Origin of the sequence: Microbacterium sp. 8M, assembly GCF_902506375.1 — a bacterium.
GTDB lineage: Bacteria > Actinomycetota > Actinomycetes > Actinomycetales > Microbacteriaceae > Microbacterium.
The window spans coordinates 3,021,421-3,037,433 of the sequence record NZ_LR733284.1 but is presented as its reverse complement, the minus strand read 5'-3'; the positions used below and the strand labels follow the sequence as shown (position 1 = coordinate 3,037,433).

The window sequence follows — 16,013 nt, the reverse complement described above, 5'->3', positions numbered from 1 at the left end:
GCACAGGGAGTCGACGATGACTGTTCCACCGGTGACGGCGGCCGAAGACCTGGATGCGCAGGCCCTCTTCGACGAGCTCGTCGCGAACGAGCAGCGGATCGAGCCGCGCGACTGGATGCCCGAGGCGTACCGGAAGACCCTGATCCGCCAGATCTCCCAGCATGCGCATTCGGAGATCATCGGCATGCAGCCCGAGGGCAACTGGATCACGCGCGCCCCGAGCCTGAAGCGCAAGGCGATCCTGATGGCCAAGGTGCAGGACGAAGCGGGCCACGGTCTCTACCTCTACTCCGCCGCGCAGACGCTCGGCATCACCCGCGATGAGATGATGCAGCAGCTCATCGACGGCAAGGCCAAGTACTCGTCGATCTTCAACTACCCGACGCCCACCTGGGCCGACATGGGGGCGATCGGCTGGCTCGTCGACGGGGCCGCGATCTGCAACCAGGTGCCGCTCTGCCGTGCCTCGTACGGCCCCTACGGGCGCGCCATGGTGCGCATCTGCAAGGAGGAGTCGTTCCACCAGCGCCAGGGCTTCGAGATCCTGCTCACGCTCATGCAGGGATCCGAGGAGCAGCGCGCGATGGCGCAGGACGCCGTGAACCGCTGGTACTGGCCGGCGCTGGCGATGTTCGGCCCGCCGGACGACCAGTCGCCGAACTCGGCGCAGTCGATGCAGTGGAAGATCAAGCGCTTCTCGAATGACGAGCTGCGCCAGCGCTTCGTCGGGATGCTCGTGCCGCAGGCAGAGATCCTGGGCGTCACGCTGCCGGATCCGGAGCTCCGCTACGACGAGGAGACCGGACAGTACGCGATGGGCGAGATCGACTGGGACGAGTTCTTCGAGGTCGTCCGCGGCAACGGCCCCTGCAACGCGGAGCGGCTGCAGCGCCGCCGCGACGCTCACGCGGAGGGTGCGTGGGTGCGCGAGGCGGCCGCCGAGTACGCCCGCAAGCAGGCCCTGCGGCAGGAGGTGGCGGCATGACGACCCCCGGCGCATCCCCTGAGGAGACCTGGCCGATGTACGAGGTGTTCGTGCGCGCGAACCGCGGGCTCAGCCATGTGCACGTCGGATCCCTGCACGCGCCCGACGCGGAAATGGCACTGCGCAATGCGCGCGACCTGTACACCCGGCGCAACGAGGGCACCTCTGTGTGGGTCGTGCCGGCCGACGCCATCACCACGAGCGACCCCGACGACAAGGGCGCGTTCTTCGAGAGTCCGGCCGGGAAGAACTACCGCCACGCCGTGTACTACACGGCGTCCGAGGGGGTGCCGCACCTGTGAGCGCGCACGACGAGTTCGACCCGCACGGCGACGTCTCCGTCGAGGAGCTCTCCCTCAGCGCCGAGCTCGCCGGCTCCGGGGAGCGCGCGCCCTCCGCCGACATCGCGGAGTACGCGCTCTGGCTCGGCGACGACGCTCTGATCCTCTCGCAGCAGCTCGGTGCATGGATCACCTACGCGCCAGAGCTCGAGGAGGACGTGGCGCTCGGCAACATCGCCCTGGACCTGCTCGGGCACGCCCGCTCCTTCCTCCGCTACGCCGGATCCTGGGACGGCCGCAGCGAGGACGACCTCGCCTACTTCCGCGACGAGGGCGAGTTCCGCAGCTGCTGGCTCGTGGAGCAGCCCAACGGCGACTTCGCCCAGACGATCGCGCGGCAGCTGCTGGCGAGCGCGTACATGTTCGAGCTGTACTCCGCACTGCGCGGCAGCACGGATCCGACCTTCGCGGCGATCGCCGCGAAGGCGGTCAAGGAGGTCGACTACCACCGCGACCACGCCGTGCAGTGGACGCTGCGCCTCGCCGGCGGCACCGACGAATCGCGCCGCCGGATGATCCGCGCCGTCGCCGACGTGTGGCCGTACGCTGCGGAGCTGTTCCGCGATGAGGCGCTCATCGACCGCCTCGGCGACGCAGCTGTGCGCCCGTCCTCGCTGCGCGCCGGCTTCGACGCCGTGATCGCCGCGGTGTTCGCCGAGGCCGAGCTGGAGATCCCCGCGGGGCCCACCTCGGCCGGCGGCGGACGCCACGGATCCCATGCCACCCCGCTCGGGCACATCCTGTCGGAGATGCAGGTGCTCGCCCGCCGGCACCCGGGGGCGACGTGGTGACCGGGCTGCGCGAGCGCGCCTGGGAGGCGGTCGCCGCGGTGAAGGATCCGGAGGTGCCGGTGCTGACCATCGAAGACCTCGGGGTGCTGCGCGACGTGGCTGTCGACGGCGACCGGATCCGCGTCGACATCACGCCGACCTACAGCGGGTGCCCCGCGATGGACGCGATCCGCGACGACGTCGAGCTCGCGCTGACCCGCGCGGGCTTTGACGACGTCGAGGTGCGCCTCGTGCTCTCGCCCGCCTGGACCACGGACTGGATGAGCGACGAGGGCAAACGCAAGCTCACGGCGTACGGCATCGCGCCGCCGACGGGAGGCGCCGCCCTGCGACGTGCTCAGGGACCGGTGCGGATCGCACTCGGCGTGCGCTGCCCGCGCTGCGGATCCCTGGACACCCGCGAGGTCTCCCGCTTCGGATCCACGTCGTGCAAGGCGCTCTACGAGTGCCGCGCGTGCCTGGAGCCCTTCGACCACTTCAAGGCGATCTGATGGCGTCCCTCACGCGCAGCCACGGGCTGTGGCATCTGAGCACTCCGCCCGCCGACACCGACGCGGAGACGGAGCGCATCGCCGGTGCGCTGCTGCACAGCGTCGTCGGAGGCTCGTCGGCGGGCGGTGCGGCGCCTCGGCGGCGCGCGCGCTTCCACACGCTCACCGTGCAGGAGGTGCGCCCGCTCACGGCCGATTCGATCGAGGTCACCTTCGCGGTGCCGGACGAGCTCGCGGGGGAGTTCGACTACCTCGCCGGGCAGCACGTCGCGCTGCGCGCCGAGCTCGACGGGCGCGAGGTGCGCCGGTCGTACTCGCTGTGCCGTCCGCCGTCGCGCGGATCCGTGAGCGTGGCGATCAAGCGCGACCGCGGCGGCCGCTTCTCGACCTGGGCCCAGACGGAGCTGCATGCGGGGGACCGGATCGACGTGATGAGCCCGCAGGGCACGTTCACCTCGGCGCTCGCCGCCCTCGACGGGGCGCACGTGGCCGGCATCGCCGCGGGGTCGGGCATCACGCCGCTCATGGCGCTCGCCGCGACGGTGCTCGCGCGTTCGGAGAGCAGTCGGTTCACGCTGGTCTACACGAACCGCCGCGCGACCGACGTCATGTTCCTGGACGACCTCGCGGACCTGAAGGACCGCTATCCCACCCGCTTCGCCGTGCACCACGTCCTCACACGCGAGCAGCGCTCCGCCCCGCTGCTGTCCGGCCGGATCGACGAAGAGCGGCTGCGGGGCATCCTCGACGCCCTCGTGCTGCCGGCGACCGTCGACGAGTGGTTCCTGTGCGGACCGTTCGACCTCGTGCAGCTGTGCCGCGACACCCTCGCCGACATCGGCGTGGAGCCCGCGCACGTGCGCTACGAGCTGTTCACGACGGGCGAGCCGGGGCAGGAGCGGCCGGATGCGGGGCGCCCGATCGAGGTGCGCGAGGACGAGCCGGTGCGCACGATCGACTTCACCCTCGACGGCCAGTCCGGCTCCGTGGAGACGCCGGTGTCCGCGAACGAGTCGATCCTCAACGCCGCGCTGCGCGTGCGTCCGGACGTGCCGTTCGCGTGCGCGGGCGGGGTGTGCGGCACCTGCCGGGCGCGCCTCGTGGACGGATCCGTCACGATGACCGAGAACTACGCGCTCGAGCAGGACGAGCTCGACCGCGGCTACGTGCTCACCTGCCAGTCCCACCCCACCTCGGACCGCGTCGTCGTCGACTACGACGTGTGAACCGCCCTGCCCGCCCCTTCGACAAGCTCAGGGACCAAGGAGGAACCGTGATCGACTTCGACATCGTCACCACCCCGGACGGCGCCGCCGTCGCGCACGTCGTGCTGAACAACCCCGCGAAGCTCAATGCGCTCGACGAGCAGGCGGTGCGCGATCTCGGCGACGCGTACGCCGAGGCAGAGCGCGTCGGAGTGCGCGCGCTCGTGCTGCGCGGCGAGGGGCGGGCGTTCTGCGCCGGCCGTGACATCTCGGGGGTGGATCCGCGTGACGACGACGTGATGGGGTACCTGGACGGCCTGGTCACGCCCGTGCTGCAGCGGATGTCGGCGTTCCCCGCGCCGACCTTCGCTGCCGCGCAGGGCGCGTGCCTCGGCGTGGGGCTGGGCCTGCTCATCGCGACCGACGTCGTGTACGTCGCCGACAGCGCGAAGATCGGATCCCCCTTCGCCGCGCTCGGCGCCACTCTGGACTCGGGCGGCCACGCGCTGTTCGTGGAGCGTCTCGGTGCGCACCGCACCCTCGACCTCATCTACACCGGGCGCCTGATGAGCGGATCCGAGGCGGTCGCCGCGGGACTGTTCTCGCAGGTGCTGCCGGCGGATGAGGTCGTCGACGCCACGCTCGCCGCGGCCGCCCGCGCCGCGGACGGCGCCACCGCCGCGTTCGTCGCGAGCAAGCGCCTCGTCGCCGCGCTGCGGGACGACCGGCTGGGGCTGTGGCGGTCGATGCGCCAGGAGAACGCGGCGCAGGCGGCACTGTGCGACACCGACGACTACCGCGAGGGCTTCGCCGCGTTCCAGGAGAAGCGGGCGCCGCGGTTCCACGGCCGCTGAGTCGGCCGGCCGGGGCTGAGTAGGCTGGACGGCGCTGCGCCTCTCGGCGCGAGCGGGCAAGGAGCAGCTGTGGGCGAGCCAGTCGTGAAGCGGATGCGCGGGCCTCGCGCCTACGCGTCCTTCATCGGGATCGGGCTCGCCGCGGGTCTGCTCTCCGGTCTTTTCGGCGTCGGAGGCGGCACGGTCATCGTGCCGCTCCTGGTGCTGCTGCTCGGCTTCGACCAGCGCCTCGGCGCCGGCACCTCGCTCGCGGCGATCGTGCCCACGGCTGCCGTCGGCGTGATCTCCTACGCCGTGCACGACGCGGTCGCGTGGATCCCGGCGATCATCCTCGCGATCGGATCCGTCATCGGCGCGCAGATCGGCACGAGGCTGCTGCCGCGGATCTCGCAGACGGCGCTGCGCTGGGGGTTCGTGGGCTTCCTCGCCATCGTGATCGTGAGCCTGTTCCTGGTCATCCCGTCGCGCGGCGCGGTGCTCGAGCTGACCTGGCTGAGCGGCGCCCTGCTGCTGGTGCTGGGGCTGTTCACCGGTGTGCTCGCGGGGCTCATCGGCGTCGGCGGCGGCATCGTGGTGGTCCCGGTGCTCATGCTCGCGTTCGGCACGAGCGACCTCGTCGCCAAGGGCACGTCGCTGCTGATGATGATCCCGACGGCGATCTCCGGCACGATCGGCAACCTGCGGCACCACAATGTGGATCTCCTCGCCGCAGCGCTCGTCGGCGTCGCCGCCTGCACCACGACCGCGCTCGGAGCGTGGCTCGCCACGCTCGTGGATCCGTTCGTGGGCAACGTGCTGTTCGCGGTCTACCTCGTCTTCATCGCGATCCAGATGGCGCTCAAGGCCATCCGGGGCCGCCGCGCCCGCACCGCCTGAGCCGCCGTCCAGGTCGGCGTCCGGAACCGCTCGCTAGGATCGAGGGGTGCCCGTGAATCCTGAACTGGTCGGACGTGAGTTCCCGCCGACACCCGCATACCTCGTCGGCCGCGAGAAGGTGCGCGAGTTCGCGCGCGCGGTGTTCGCCGACGCCCCGCAGCACACCGACGTCGCCGCCGCGCAGGCGCTCGGCTTCGCCGACGTCGTCGCGCCGCCCACCTTCGCGATGGTCATCCAGGATCTCACCCTGCAGCAGCTGCTGAGCCTCGAGGACTCCGGCATCGTGCTGGCGCGGACGGTGCACGCCGAGCAGCGCTTCACCTACAGCCGTCCGATCGTGGCGGGCGACGAGCTCACGGCGCAGCTGCGCGTCACCGGCATCCGTGCCATGGGCCCTGCGTCGATGATCACCAGCGACGCCGAGATCCGCGACGCCGCCGGCGAGCACGTCGTGACCGCGACCAGCGTCCTGCTCGTCAGCGACGCGCCCGTCGCGTCCGAGAGCGCCGAGAACGCCGAGGAGGCCACCGCGTGAACGTCGGAGACATCATCGCCGAGCGCACCGTGCACCTCACGCGCGAGTCGCTGGTCCGCTACGCCGGGGCGTCCGGCGACTTCAACCCGATCCACTACCGCGACGACATCGCCGCCGAGGTGGGGCTGCCCGGCGTGCTCGCGCACGGCATGCTGACCATGGGCGTCGCCTCGTCGGTCGTCGTGGCGGCGCTCCCCGGCACCGCGCGGATCCTGGACTACGGCGTGCGCTTCGCCCGCCCCGTGGTGGTCGACCCGCAGGACGGCGCCGACGTCGCGATCACCGCCAAGGTCGGCGCCGTCGATGACACCGCGGTGCGCGTGGATCTCGTGGTCAAGCACGCCGACACCACGGTGCTGGTCAAGGCGCAGCTTCGGATCGCTGCGGACTCGCTCTGACATGACGGAGATCCCGCCGATCCGCCTCGCCGAGCTGACCACGCTGCAGACCGGCGCGGCGCCCGCACGCATGATCGACGCCGAGACGACGGAGGAGCTCGTCGCGGTGCTGCAGGATGTCTGGGCGAGCGGCGACGCGTGGTTCGTGCTGGGCGGGGGATCCAACCTGTTCGCCGGCGACACGCCGTTCGACGGCACCGTGATCCGCATCCGCACCAGCGGCATCGAGGAGCTGCCGTCCCCGCATCCGGGCCGGATCGGACTCCGCGCCCAGGCCGGTCACGACTGGGATGCCCTCGTCGCCTACGCGGTCGAGCGCGGCTACGCCGGCATCGAGGCGATGTCGGGGATCCCCGGCACCGTCGGCGCCGCCCCCGTGCAGAACGTCGGCGCGTACGGGCAGGAGATCCAGGAGACCCTCGTCGAGGTGGAGCTGCTCGACGAGCACACCGGCGAGGTCGTCACCACGCCCGCGGCCGAACTCGGCCTGGGCTTTCGCACCTCGGTGCTCAAGCACCACTACGGGTCCGTTCCCGAGCGGCGCGCGGTGATCCTGTCGGTCACCCTCGATCTCGCGGTCACCGGCGACGCCGGACGCGTGGTGCGCGGCGAGCAGCTGCGGCGCGCGCTCGGGCTCACCACCGACGACCCGGTGCCGCTGGCCTGGGTGCGCGAGCGGATCCTCGCCACCCGCGCCGCCAAAGGCATGCTGTTCGATCCCGCGGATCCGGACACGCACGGCGCCGGATCCTTCTTCCAGAACGCGATCGTCCCGGAGTCCGTGGCGCGCACGCTGCCGCCGGAGTGCCCGCGCTGGCCGGTCACGCCGGATCTCGACACGGTCACGGTGATCCCGCTGGACTCCTACTACGGGCTGGTGCCGAAGCCGGAGGCGCCGCCGAGCGACGTGAAGGTCAGCGCCGCCTGGCTCATCGAGCACGCGGGGATCCGCAAGGGATTCCGGCTCCCGCGATCGCGCGCGGGCGTCTCCACGAAGCACGCGCTCGCGCTCACGAACCGCGGCGGGGCGACGGCGGGGGAGATCGCCGAGCTCGCCCGGTTCATCCAGAGCCGGGTGCACTCCGAGTTCGGGCTCGTGCTGCAGCCCGAGCCCGTGCTCGTCGACGTCGAGCTCTGACCTGTCGCACCCGCGACGCACGCGGGATTCGCCGTCGTGGGTGTCGTGCTCTTCGCTCGCCACCGCGATGGCCTCCCCGGGGCGCGCACCGCATCGCGGAAGCCTGCGCCTCGGGGAGGCCCTCGGGAATCGGATCCGTCGGTCGCGGGTCAGTACTTCATGACGATGCGACCGTCGATCTGCCCCTTCTCCATGCGCTCGAAGATGCTGTTGATGTTGTCGAGCGGCTCGACGGTCGTGGTCGGGTGGATCTCGCCGCGCGCGTAGAAGTCGAGCGCCTCGATCATGTCCTGCCGAGTGCCCACGATCGAGCCGCGGATGGTGATGGCGCGCAGCACGATGTCGAAGATGTTGGCCGGGAAATCGCCCGGGGGCAGCCCGTTGAACACGATCGTGGCCCCGCGTCGCGTGACGGCAAGCGCCTGACCGAACGCCTTCGGGTGCACTGCAGTGACGAGCACCCCGTGCGCGCCGCCGATCGCGGACTGGATCGCCTCGCCGGGTTCCTCGTGCGCGGCGTTCACGGTGACCTCGGCGCCGTGCCTGCGTGCCAGGGCAAGCTTGTCGTCGTCCACGTCGACCGCCGCGACGCGCATGCCCATGGCCCGGGCATACTGCACGGCGATGTGGCCGAGGCCGCCGATGCCGGAGATGACGACCCACTCGCCGGGCTTGACCTCGGTCATCTTCAGACCCTTGTACACGGTCACCCCGGCGCACAGGATGGGTGCGACCTCGACCGGGTCGACGCCGTCGGGGATCCGGGCGGCGAAGCGCTCATCCACGAGCATGTACTCCGCGAAGCTGCCGTCGACGGAGTAGCCGCCGTTCTGCTGCTCGGGGCAGAGCGTCTCCCACCCGGTGCGGCAGTACTCGCAGACGCCGCATGCGCTCCACAGCCACGCATTGCCGACGGTGTCACCGACGGCCAGGGTCGCGACATCGGCACCCACGGCCACGACCTTTCCAAAGCCCTCGTGCCCCGGGATCAGCTCGGACTTGGGGGCGACCGGCCAATCGCCGCGCGCCGCGTGCAGATCGGTGTGGCACACGCCGCTCGTGATCACCTTGACCAGGGCCTGATGGGCGCCGGGCGTGGGGATCGGAACATCCGTGACCAGCAGCGGGCGATCGGACGCGGTCACCACGGCGGCTCGCATCGATCCCGTGGGAACGGCGCCGCGTGCGGTGGAAACAGAGGATTCAGTCACAGTCGTCATCGACATCACTTCCTTGTGTGAGTGCAAGGCGGGTATCTCGCCGCCCTCGGTCGAAGCTAGGCGACGCTGTGTGGCAGAACCTTGCGCACGGTTGCGTCGGGTTGCACGCCCCGGGGTCATCCTGCATCGGCTGAAGTCCGCGTCGGGCGTACGCTCGCAGCATGACCGGACTCGTGCCCTACCTTCTGTTCCCCGGGACCGCGGCCGATGCGCTGCCGTTCTACCAGGCGATCTTCGGAGGCGAGGCGGTGCTGCACACGTACGCGGAGTTCGGTCGCGCCGACGGCCCGGGCGACGCCATCGCGCACGGCATGCTCACCGGCGGACCGGTCGCGCTCGCCGCCGCCGACGCGGCGCCGGACGAGGACGCAGTGCACATGAACGGGATGTTCTTCTCCCTGCTCGGCACGGCGGATCCCGAGACGCTCACGCGATGGTTCGCACAGCTCGCCGACGGCGGCCGGGTGATCGATCCGCTGCAGCAGCGGCCGTGGGGCGCGCACGACGGCACGCTCGTCGACCGCTTCGGCGTGCGCTGGCTCATCGGCTACGAGGACTGAGAGCGCCGTCGGTCGCTTGCGTGTTCGCCCCCTCTGAACGCCTTCGCCCCCTCTGAGAAGCGCTGCTCAGAGGGGGCGAAGATGCTCGAGGGGGGCGTTCGTGAGCGCCCGCCCCCGCGCGCGTCAGGAGGCGAACAGCCGCTGCAGCCGCTGCACGCCCTCGAGGAGCTGGTCGTCGCCGAGCGCGTACGACATGCGGATGTAGCCCGACGGGCCGAACGCCTCGCCCGGCACGACGGCGACCTCGGCCTGGTCGAGGATGAGGTCGGCGAGCTCGAGCGACGTCGTCGGGGTCACGCCGCCCCAGGTGCGGCCGAGCAGGCCCTGCACGTCGGGGTAGACGTAGAAGGCGCCGGTCGGGTTCGGCACGACGAGGCCGTCGATCTTCGACAGCTCCGACACGATCAGCCGGCGGCGGCGGTCGAACGCCTCGCGCATCTGCTCGGCCTCGGTCTGCGGACCGTTCAGGGCGGCGATCGCAGCGCGCTGGGCGACGTTGTTCACGTTGCTGGTGAGGTGCGACTGCAGGTTGCCGGCGATCTTGATCGCGTCGGCCGGGCCCACCATCCAGCCCACCCGCCAGCCGGTCATCGCGTAGGTCTTCGCGACGCCGTTGACCAGGATCGTCTGGCCGGCGACCTCGGGCAGCGCCTCCACGACGGAGGTCGCCTTGACGCCCTCGTAGGTGAGGTTCTGGTAGATCTCGTCCGAGATGATCCAGATCCCGTGCTCGAGCGCCCAGGCGGCGATCGACTTGGTCTCCTCGGCGGAGTAGACGGATCCGGTCGGGTTCGACGGCGAGACGAACACGAGCACGGTGGTGCGGTCGGTGCGTGCTGCCTCGAGCTGGTCGACGGTGACCTTGTAGTCCTGGTCGGCGCCGGCGAAGACCTCGACGGGAACGCCGTCGGCGAGGCGGATGGCTTCGGGATACGTGGTCCAGTACGGCGCGGGGAGCAGCACCTCGTCACCCGGGTTCACCACGGCCTGGAACGCCTGGTAGACCGACTGCTTGCCGCCGTTGGTGACGATGACCTGGCTCGGCGACACCTCGAGGCCCGAGTCGCGCAGGGTCTTCGCGGCGATCGCCTCACGGAGCTCGGGAAGACCCGCGGCCGGCGTGTAGCGGTAGTTCGCCGGGTTCGCCAGAGCCTCGGCCGCCGCGTCCACGATGAACTGCGGCGTGGCGAAATCGGGCTCGCCCGCGGCGTACGAGACGACGGGCTTGCCCTCGGCCTTGAGGGCCTTGGCCTTGGCGTCCACCTTCAACGTGGCGGACTCGGCGATGGCGGAGAGTTTGCGGGAGAGAGGCGCGCGTTCGGTCACGCACCCAGCGTACTCGGGAGCCTCCGGCGTGAAATGGCCATGACGTACAAAGAGCCTCTCGACTTGTCCGTCGCGGCGAACAGAATGGGACCGGTCCGGTCACCCCTGTCCCGGTTCAGGTGAGGAACGAGGGCGGCACCGCGCAGTAGTCGGCGAGGCGCCGAGCGGGAGCGTCGGGATCCGTGACGTCGATGAGCGCGGTCGCCGCGGTGTGCGGCACCTCGTCGCCCTCGATCAGCCACACGGAGTAGTGCCACAGCCCGCGGGTGCGCTCGGCGAGCAGACTCGTCGCTCCGGACACGATCAGCACGGCGTCGGCTTGCTGCGCACGGAACGGCGCCACGACCTCGGTGCGCAGGTCCGTCTCGGCGCGGTCGTCCTGCGCGACGGTCGTGGCGTCGATGCCCCGCTCCTCGAGCACCGTGCGCAGGCTCCCGGCCCAGTCCGCGGAGCGGCCGGTGTCCGGGCTCGCGACGGCGAGCAGGCGCGCGCCCCGGGGGTAGTCGTGCAGGAACTCGTCGACGATGCTCTCGAGCAGGGCGCGCCGCGGGGCTGGGCTGGTCATGGCTCCAGCGTAGGCGCGGCGACGACGGGTCGGGCCGGGCACGGCGGGCAACCGGCGCGCGGCCGGCGAAGCCCGGCTGTTCAGCGCTCGACGAGCACCCCGTCCTCGTCGGCGTACAGCCGGGCGCCCGGACGGAACTCGACATCGCCGAAGCGCAGCACGACGTCGACCTCGCCGGATCCGGTCTTGCCGCTCTTGCGCGGGTTCGTGCCGAGTGCCTTCACGCCGATCGGGAGGTGCCCGATCGCCGCGCTGTCGCGGATCGCGCCGTGGATGACCACGCCGGCCCAGCCGTGGGCGACCGCGCTCTCCGCGATCATGTCGCCCATCAGCGCCGTGCCGAGGGAACCCGACCCGTCGATCACGAGCACCGAGCCCTCGCCGTCCGTGGCGAGCAGCTCCTTCACCAGCTGGTTGTCCTGGAAGCAGCGCACGGTCCGGACGGGTCCTTCGAACGCGATGCGCCCGCCGAAGTCGCGCAGCTGCAGGGCGAGCGACTGCAGCGCGTCTCCGTGCTCGTCGTAGAGGTCAGCGGTGGAGGTCATGGCAGGGATCCTTTCACAGCCCTCGTGGTCGTTGAGCGCCGTTCGTCTTGCTTCGCTCGCTCAGGGCCGATCCATGGACCGGTCCCTGAGCGAGGAGCGAAGCGACGAGACGAAGGGCGGCTCGGTCGCCGTGAACCGTCAGTCCTCGACGAGGTGCTCGGCGTACGCGCCGAGGGTCAGGAACGCCGGGAACTCCGGTCGCAGCGCCACCTCGCGGAACACAGCGGCCGCGTCGTCGAAGCGGTCGCCCTCGGTGCGCGGGATCTCCGCGAGCAGGGTGCTGATCAGCCCCTCGACGTACTCGGCGGTGATCAGCGTGCCGTCCTGAGTGGACTGGCCCTGATGGATCCACTGCCAGACCTGCGAGCGGCTGATCTCGGCGGTCGCCGCGTCCTCCATGAGGTTGTCGATCGCCACGGCGCCGATCCCGCGCAGCCACGCCTCGATGTAGCGGATGGCCACGGAGACGTTGTCCCGCACGCCCTCGGCCGTGATGGGCCGGCCGATGCGCACGTCGAGCAGGTCCTCGGCGCGCACCTGCACGTCATCCCGCTGCCGGTCGAGCTGGTTGGGGCGGTCACCCAGCACCGCGTCGAACTCCGCGCGGGCGGTGGGGATCAGGTCGGGGTGCGCCACCCAGGTGCCGTCGAAGCCGTCGCCGGCCTCGCGCTTCTTGTCGGCGGCGACCTTCTCGATCGCCCGCGCCGTTACCTCGGGGTCACGGCGGTTGGGGATGAATGCGCTCATCCCGCCGATCGCGAAGGCGCCCCGCTTGTGGCAGGTCTTCACGAGCAGCTCGGTGTAGGCGCGCATGAACGGCACGGTCATCGTGACCTCGCTGCGGTCCGGCAGCACGAAGCGGGCGCCGCGACCGCGGTAGTTCTTGATGATCGAGAAGATGTAGTCCCAGCGGCCGGCGTTCAGGCCCGCGCAGTGCTCGCGCAGCTCGAACAGGATCTCCTCCATCTCGAACGCCGCGGGCAGCGTCTCGATGAGCACCGTCGCTCGGATCGTGCCGCGGGGGATCCCGAAGTACTCCTCGCTGAACGTGAACACGTCGTTCCAGAGTTTCGCCTCCTCGCTGGACTCGATCTTGGCGAGGTAGAAGTACGGGCCCCGGCCGCCCTCGATGAGCGCCTGGGCGTTGTGGAAGAAGTAGAGGCCGAAGTCGACCAGGGATCCCGAGGCGTCCATGCGACGGCCGGTGCGGTCGGTGAACTCGAGATGCTTCTCGACCAGGTGCCAGCCGCGGGGGCGCATCACGATCGTCGGGGTCCGCTCGGCGGTGACGCGGTACTCCCTGCCGTCCTCGCTCGTGTAGGTCAGGCGACCGCGGATCGCGTCGCGCAGCGACAGCTGGCCCCCGATGACGTTGCGCCAGGTGGGGCTCGTCGCGTCCTCCTGGTCGGCCAGCCAGACCTTCGCGCCCGAGTTCAGGGCGTTGATGGTCATCTTCGGATCCGTCGGGCCGGTGATCTCGACCCGACGGTCCTCGAGGCCCGGGCCGACACCCGCCACCCGCCAGTCGGCGTCCTCGCGGATGTGCCGGGTGTCGTCGCGGAACCGAGGGTCGTGGCCGTTGCCGATCTCGAAGCGGCGACGCATGCGGTCGGCGAGGCGGTCGTGCCGGCGGCCGGCGAAGCGGTGGTGCAGCTCGGTGAGGAACGCGACCGCTGCGGGGGTGAGGATCTCCGCGTAGCGTTCGTGCATCGGGCCCGTGATGCGCATCGAGGGCCCCTCGGCGGGGGCGACGGTGCCGACGATCCGGATCGGGGCGGTCGGCGACGCAGTGGGAATGGTCATGATCTTCTCCTCCGTGAGATGTCGGTCGGCACGGCCCTTCGGCGAGCTCCGGGACCGGCGAAGCGGCTGGTGGTGTGAGACCACTCTGGGTGAAGTTCACCGCCATGCTTGACCAATTTCGGAGAGAAGTTTGATGAGATTTCTGTTTTCATGACAGAATCGGGCGCATGGTCACCGCAGACTCGGCAGAAGAGGTCGACGCCCTCACCATCGGACGGCGCATCCGGCAGCTCCGCACCGCCCGGGGGATGACGCTCGAGCAGCTCGCGACCGAGATCGACCGCGCACCCAGCCAGGTGTCGATGATCGAGACGGGCAAGCGCGAGCCCAAGCTCACGCAGCTGCAGGCCATCGCCCGCGCCCTGGACACGACGATCGACCAGATCCTCGCCGAGACTCCGCTGGACGAGCGCAGCGGCATGGAGATCGCCGTCGAACGCGCGATGAAGGGGCAGACGTTCCAGGCCCTCGGCATCGCGCCGTTCCGCATCGCGAAGACCGTGCCCGACGAGGCGCTTCGCGCGCTGCTCGCGCTGCACGGCGAGATCGAGCGGCTGCGCGATGAGCGCTCCGCAACGCCCGAGGAGGCCCGCCGGGCGAACCTCGAGCTGCGCCACCTCATGCGCAACCAGGACAACCACTTCGCGGATCTCGAGCAGAAGGCTGCGGAGATCCTCGCCGCGGTGCGCCACCCGGGCGGACCTCTCACGCAGCGCACCGCGAGCGACATCGCCGCGCATCTCGGCTTCACGCTGCATTACGCGCCCGACCTGCCGCAGTCCACGCGCAGCGTCGCGGATCTCGCACACGGACGGCTCTACCTGTCCAGTCGGGTCCCCGGCAAGGGCGACGCGCGCACCGCGGTGCTGCAGGCGCTGTCGAGCCGGATCCTCGGGCATTCCGAGCCGCGCAGCTATGCCGAGTTCCTGCGCCAGCGCGTCGAGACCAACTACCTCACCGGCGCGCTGCTCATGCCGGAGGAGCACCTCGTCCCCGTGCTCAAGGACGCGAAGCAGCGCCGCGCGATCTCGATCGAGGACCTGCGTGACGCGTACTCGGTGTCGTACGAGACCGCCGCGCACCGGTTCACGAACCTCGCCACCCGGCACCTCGACATCCCGGTGCACTTCCTCAAGGTGCACGAGTCGGGCACCATCACCAAGGCGTACGAGAACGACGACGTGAACTTCCCGACCGACCGGCTCGGATCCATCGAGGGGCAGATGTGCTGCCGCAAGTGGACCAGCCGGGTCGTCTTCGACGTCGAGGACCGGTTCAACCCGTACTACCAGTACACCGACACGGGCAACGGCACGTACTGGTGCACCGCCCGGGTCGAGCCCTCCAGCGAGGGCCTGCACTCGGTGAGCGTGGGGGTGCGCTTCGATGACACCAAGTGGTTCATCGGGCGGGACACCCCCAACCGCGGCGTCTCCAAGCACTCGGTCGAGGTGTGCTGCCGGCGTGCGCCCGCCGAGCTCGAGGCGCGCTGGAGGGACCAGGCGTGGCCGAACGTGCGCACCCCGCGCACCCTGCTCGCGACCCTGCCGACGGGCGCGTTCCCGGGTGTCGACACGACCGACGTCTACGAGTTCCTCGAGGCGCACGCCCCGGCCTGAGCCGAGACCGCGCAACCCCGTGCGTCGGTGCGGGCCGCCGCGCCGATCGGTTCTTCGGGATCTCGGCCGCGTGCCCGCTCAGGCAGCGCCCCAGCGCAGGCGCGCGGACGCCTCGTCGAGCTCGCGGCGCACGGGCTCCGCCTGCGTCACGGGGAGCAGCGCGACCAGGAGCGGCCGGGTTCCCGGCTCCGGCGCCACGGCGTAGGCCAGGGCGCGCGATCCGCCGTGCTCGTGGGTGAGCACGGCTCGGGTGGCCCGGCCGTCGACGAGCGCGTACCAGGAGAACTCCCCGCCCGAGGCGAGCAGCACGGTGGCGGCCTCCGTGGCGCGGCTGAGCAGCGTGCGCTCGCCCGCCCACGGTGCGAAGGCGCCGGGGTCGAGGCCGAGGGCCGTGGCCAGCGCTCCTCCGAACCAGCGCTCGCGCCCGTGCTCCGCCGGCGCATCCGGCGACAGCAGCGACCCGTAGGTCTGCAGCAGTCCGGCGTTGCCGACGGGCCATGCCGCGTCGAGCCCGGCGCGATCGTGCAGCGCCTCGAACAGCGGGCGGGGCAGCAGCTCCGCGCCCGTGCGTGCGTCGCGCGCCACGGCGCGGCCCCAGCGCGCGAATGTCCCCGCAGCGCGGTCCGCGTCGACGGCCGCGACGAGCTCGTCGAGCGCGGCCAGCTGCGTCGCGGCGGCGTCCGGGGTGCCGTTCGCCGCGGCCGCAGCCACGCGATCCAGATCCTCGATCCGTGCCATGACGCCACCCTACGCCGCGTGCC

The 16,013-nt window shown here is 71.1% G+C and carries 18 protein-coding genes; 12 read left to right on the top strand and 6 right to left on the bottom strand.

Translation table 11 applies throughout. The annotated features are described in order from the left end of the window. Positions 1-16 precede the first annotated feature (16 nt). The 10 genes from paaA (at position 17) to AERO9AM_RS14355 (ending at position 7,614) form a co-directional block, all read left to right on the top strand. Positions 17-985 carry a 1,2-phenylacetyl-CoA epoxidase subunit PaaA gene (gene paaA, locus AERO9AM_RS14400; protein ID WP_159576765.1) on the top strand — a complete coding sequence of 323 codons (969 nt, stop codon included), beginning with the start codon at positions 17-19 and terminating at the stop codon, positions 983-985. Beyond that, positions 982-1,287, top strand: coding sequence for a 1,2-phenylacetyl-CoA epoxidase subunit PaaB (gene paaB, locus AERO9AM_RS14395; protein WP_159576764.1), 306 nt, complete (start codon positions 982-984; stop codon positions 1,285-1,287). The genes paaA and paaB overlap by 4 nt, the downstream gene beginning before the upstream one ends. After that, a complete protein-coding gene (paaC, locus tag AERO9AM_RS14390; protein WP_159576763.1) occupies positions 1,284-2,117 on the top strand; it encodes a 1,2-phenylacetyl-CoA epoxidase subunit PaaC in 834 nt (277 codons plus the stop codon). Before paaB ends, paaC begins: the two co-directional genes overlap by 4 nt. Further along, on the top strand, positions 2,114-2,608 hold the full coding sequence (gene paaD, locus AERO9AM_RS14385; RefSeq protein WP_442923260.1) for a 1,2-phenylacetyl-CoA epoxidase subunit PaaD: 495 nt from the start codon (positions 2,114-2,116) through the stop codon (positions 2,606-2,608). The genes paaC and paaD overlap by 4 nt, the downstream gene beginning before the upstream one ends. Further along, entirely contained in the window at positions 2,608-3,834 is a 1,227-nt protein-coding gene (gene paaE, locus AERO9AM_RS14380) for a 1,2-phenylacetyl-CoA epoxidase subunit PaaE (protein WP_159576761.1), read from the top strand. The genes paaD and paaE overlap by 1 nt, the downstream gene beginning before the upstream one ends. Positions 3,835-3,881: 47 nt before the next feature. Then, a complete protein-coding gene (locus tag AERO9AM_RS14375; protein ID WP_159576760.1) occupies positions 3,882-4,667 on the top strand; it encodes an enoyl-CoA hydratase/isomerase family protein in 786 nt (261 codons plus the stop codon). A gap of 93 nt (positions 4,668-4,760) precedes the next feature. Next, positions 4,761-5,543, top strand: coding sequence for a sulfite exporter TauE/SafE family protein (locus AERO9AM_RS14370; RefSeq protein WP_159577562.1), 783 nt, complete (start codon positions 4,761-4,763; stop codon positions 5,541-5,543). 46 nt (positions 5,544-5,589) lie between these two features. Then, positions 5,590-6,078, top strand: a complete 489-nt coding sequence (locus AERO9AM_RS14365) for an FAS1-like dehydratase domain-containing protein (protein WP_159576759.1) — start codon at positions 5,590-5,592, stop codon at positions 6,076-6,078. Beyond that, on the top strand, positions 6,075-6,476 hold the full coding sequence (locus tag AERO9AM_RS14360; protein ID WP_159576758.1) for a MaoC/PaaZ C-terminal domain-containing protein: 402 nt from the start codon (positions 6,075-6,077) through the stop codon (positions 6,474-6,476). The genes AERO9AM_RS14365 and AERO9AM_RS14360 overlap by 4 nt, the downstream gene beginning before the upstream one ends. A 1-nt stretch (position 6,477) precedes the next feature. Beyond that, positions 6,478-7,614: a UDP-N-acetylmuramate dehydrogenase gene (locus AERO9AM_RS14355; RefSeq protein WP_159576757.1), complete on the top strand. Its 1,137-nt coding sequence runs from the start codon at positions 6,478-6,480 to the stop codon at positions 7,612-7,614. Between the two features lie 149 nt (positions 7,615-7,763). On the opposite strand, the gene adhP is transcribed toward AERO9AM_RS14355, so the two are convergent. Further along, complete coding sequence (gene adhP, locus AERO9AM_RS14350) at positions 7,764-8,834, bottom strand: alcohol dehydrogenase AdhP (protein WP_236602629.1); 1,071 nt, start codon at positions 8,832-8,834, stop codon at positions 7,764-7,766. A gap of 161 nt (positions 8,835-8,995) precedes the next feature. On the opposite strand from adhP, the gene AERO9AM_RS14345 reads away from it, so the two are divergent. After that, positions 8,996-9,394, top strand: coding sequence for a VOC family protein (locus tag AERO9AM_RS14345; RefSeq protein ID WP_159576756.1), 399 nt, complete (start codon positions 8,996-8,998; stop codon positions 9,392-9,394). A 123-nt stretch (positions 9,395-9,517) separates the two neighbouring features. Here AERO9AM_RS14345 and AERO9AM_RS14340 read toward each other — a convergent pair whose 3' ends face one another. The 4 genes from AERO9AM_RS14340 to aceB form a co-directional block, all read right to left on the bottom strand. Further along, positions 9,518-10,720, bottom strand: coding sequence for a pyridoxal phosphate-dependent aminotransferase (locus AERO9AM_RS14340; RefSeq protein WP_159576755.1), 1,203 nt, complete (start codon positions 10,718-10,720; stop codon positions 9,518-9,520). A 115-nt stretch (positions 10,721-10,835) separates the two neighbouring features. Further along, positions 10,836-11,285, bottom strand: a complete 450-nt coding sequence (locus tag AERO9AM_RS14335; protein WP_159576754.1) for a hypothetical protein — start codon at positions 11,283-11,285, stop codon at positions 10,836-10,838. Positions 11,286-11,365: 80 nt separating this feature from the next. After that, entirely contained in the window at positions 11,366-11,830 is a 465-nt protein-coding gene (rraA, locus tag AERO9AM_RS14330; RefSeq protein WP_159576753.1) for a ribonuclease E activity regulator RraA, read from the bottom strand. A 138-nt stretch (positions 11,831-11,968) separates the two neighbouring features. After that, positions 11,969-13,633: a malate synthase A gene (aceB, locus tag AERO9AM_RS14325; protein ID WP_159576752.1), complete on the bottom strand. Its 1,665-nt coding sequence runs from the start codon at positions 13,631-13,633 to the stop codon at positions 11,969-11,971. Between the two features lie 167 nt (positions 13,634-13,800). On the opposite strand from aceB, the gene AERO9AM_RS14320 reads away from it, so the two are divergent. Beyond that, positions 13,801-15,252 carry a helix-turn-helix transcriptional regulator gene (locus tag AERO9AM_RS14320; RefSeq protein ID WP_159576751.1) on the top strand — a complete coding sequence of 484 codons (1,452 nt, stop codon included), beginning with the start codon at positions 13,801-13,803 and terminating at the stop codon, positions 15,250-15,252. A gap of 78 nt (positions 15,253-15,330) precedes the next feature. On the opposite strand, the gene AERO9AM_RS14315 is transcribed toward AERO9AM_RS14320, so the two are convergent. Beyond that, positions 15,331-15,990 (bottom strand): amino acid deaminase, encoded by a 660-nt coding sequence (locus AERO9AM_RS14315; protein WP_159576750.1) that lies wholly within the window; start codon positions 15,988-15,990, stop codon positions 15,331-15,333. Positions 15,991-16,013: the final 23 nt, after the last annotated feature.

Excerpts from the sequence above, each read along its gene's own strand:
- AERO9AM_RS14320 (WP_159576751.1), top strand. The coding sequence starts at position 13,801 with ATGGTCACCGCAGACTCGGCAGAAGAGGTCGACGCCCTCACCATCGGA.
- paaB (WP_159576764.1), top strand. The coding sequence starts at position 982 with ATGACGACCCCCGGCGCATCCCCTGAGGAGACCTGGCCGATGTACGAG.
- AERO9AM_RS14345 (WP_159576756.1), top strand. The coding sequence starts at position 8,996 with ATGACCGGACTCGTGCCCTACCTTCTGTTCCCCGGGACCGCGGCCGAT.
- rraA (WP_159576753.1), bottom strand. The coding sequence starts at position 11,830 with ATGACCTCCACCGCTGACCTCTACGACGAGCACGGAGACGCGCTGCAG.
- AERO9AM_RS14370 (WP_159577562.1), top strand. The coding sequence starts at position 4,761 with ATGCGCGGGCCTCGCGCCTACGCGTCCTTCATCGGGATCGGGCTCGCC.
- AERO9AM_RS14315 (WP_159576750.1), bottom strand. The coding sequence starts at position 15,990 with ATGGCACGGATCGAGGATCTGGATCGCGTGGCTGCGGCCGCGGCGAAC.
- aceB (WP_159576752.1), bottom strand. The coding sequence starts at position 13,633 with ATGACCATTCCCACTGCGTCGCCGACCGCCCCGATCCGGATCGTCGGC.
- AERO9AM_RS14335 (WP_159576754.1), bottom strand. The coding sequence starts at position 11,285 with ATGACCAGCCCAGCCCCGCGGCGCGCCCTGCTCGAGAGCATCGTCGAC.
- adhP (WP_236602629.1), bottom strand. The coding sequence starts at position 8,834 with ATGACGACTGTGACTGAATCCTCTGTTTCCACCGCACGCGGCGCCGTT.
- paaA (WP_159576765.1), top strand. The coding sequence starts at position 17 with ATGACTGTTCCACCGGTGACGGCGGCCGAAGACCTGGATGCGCAGGCC.
- AERO9AM_RS14355 (WP_159576757.1), top strand. The coding sequence starts at position 6,478 with ATGACGGAGATCCCGCCGATCCGCCTCGCCGAGCTGACCACGCTGCAG.
- paaE (WP_159576761.1), top strand. The coding sequence starts at position 2,608 with ATGGCGTCCCTCACGCGCAGCCACGGGCTGTGGCATCTGAGCACTCCG.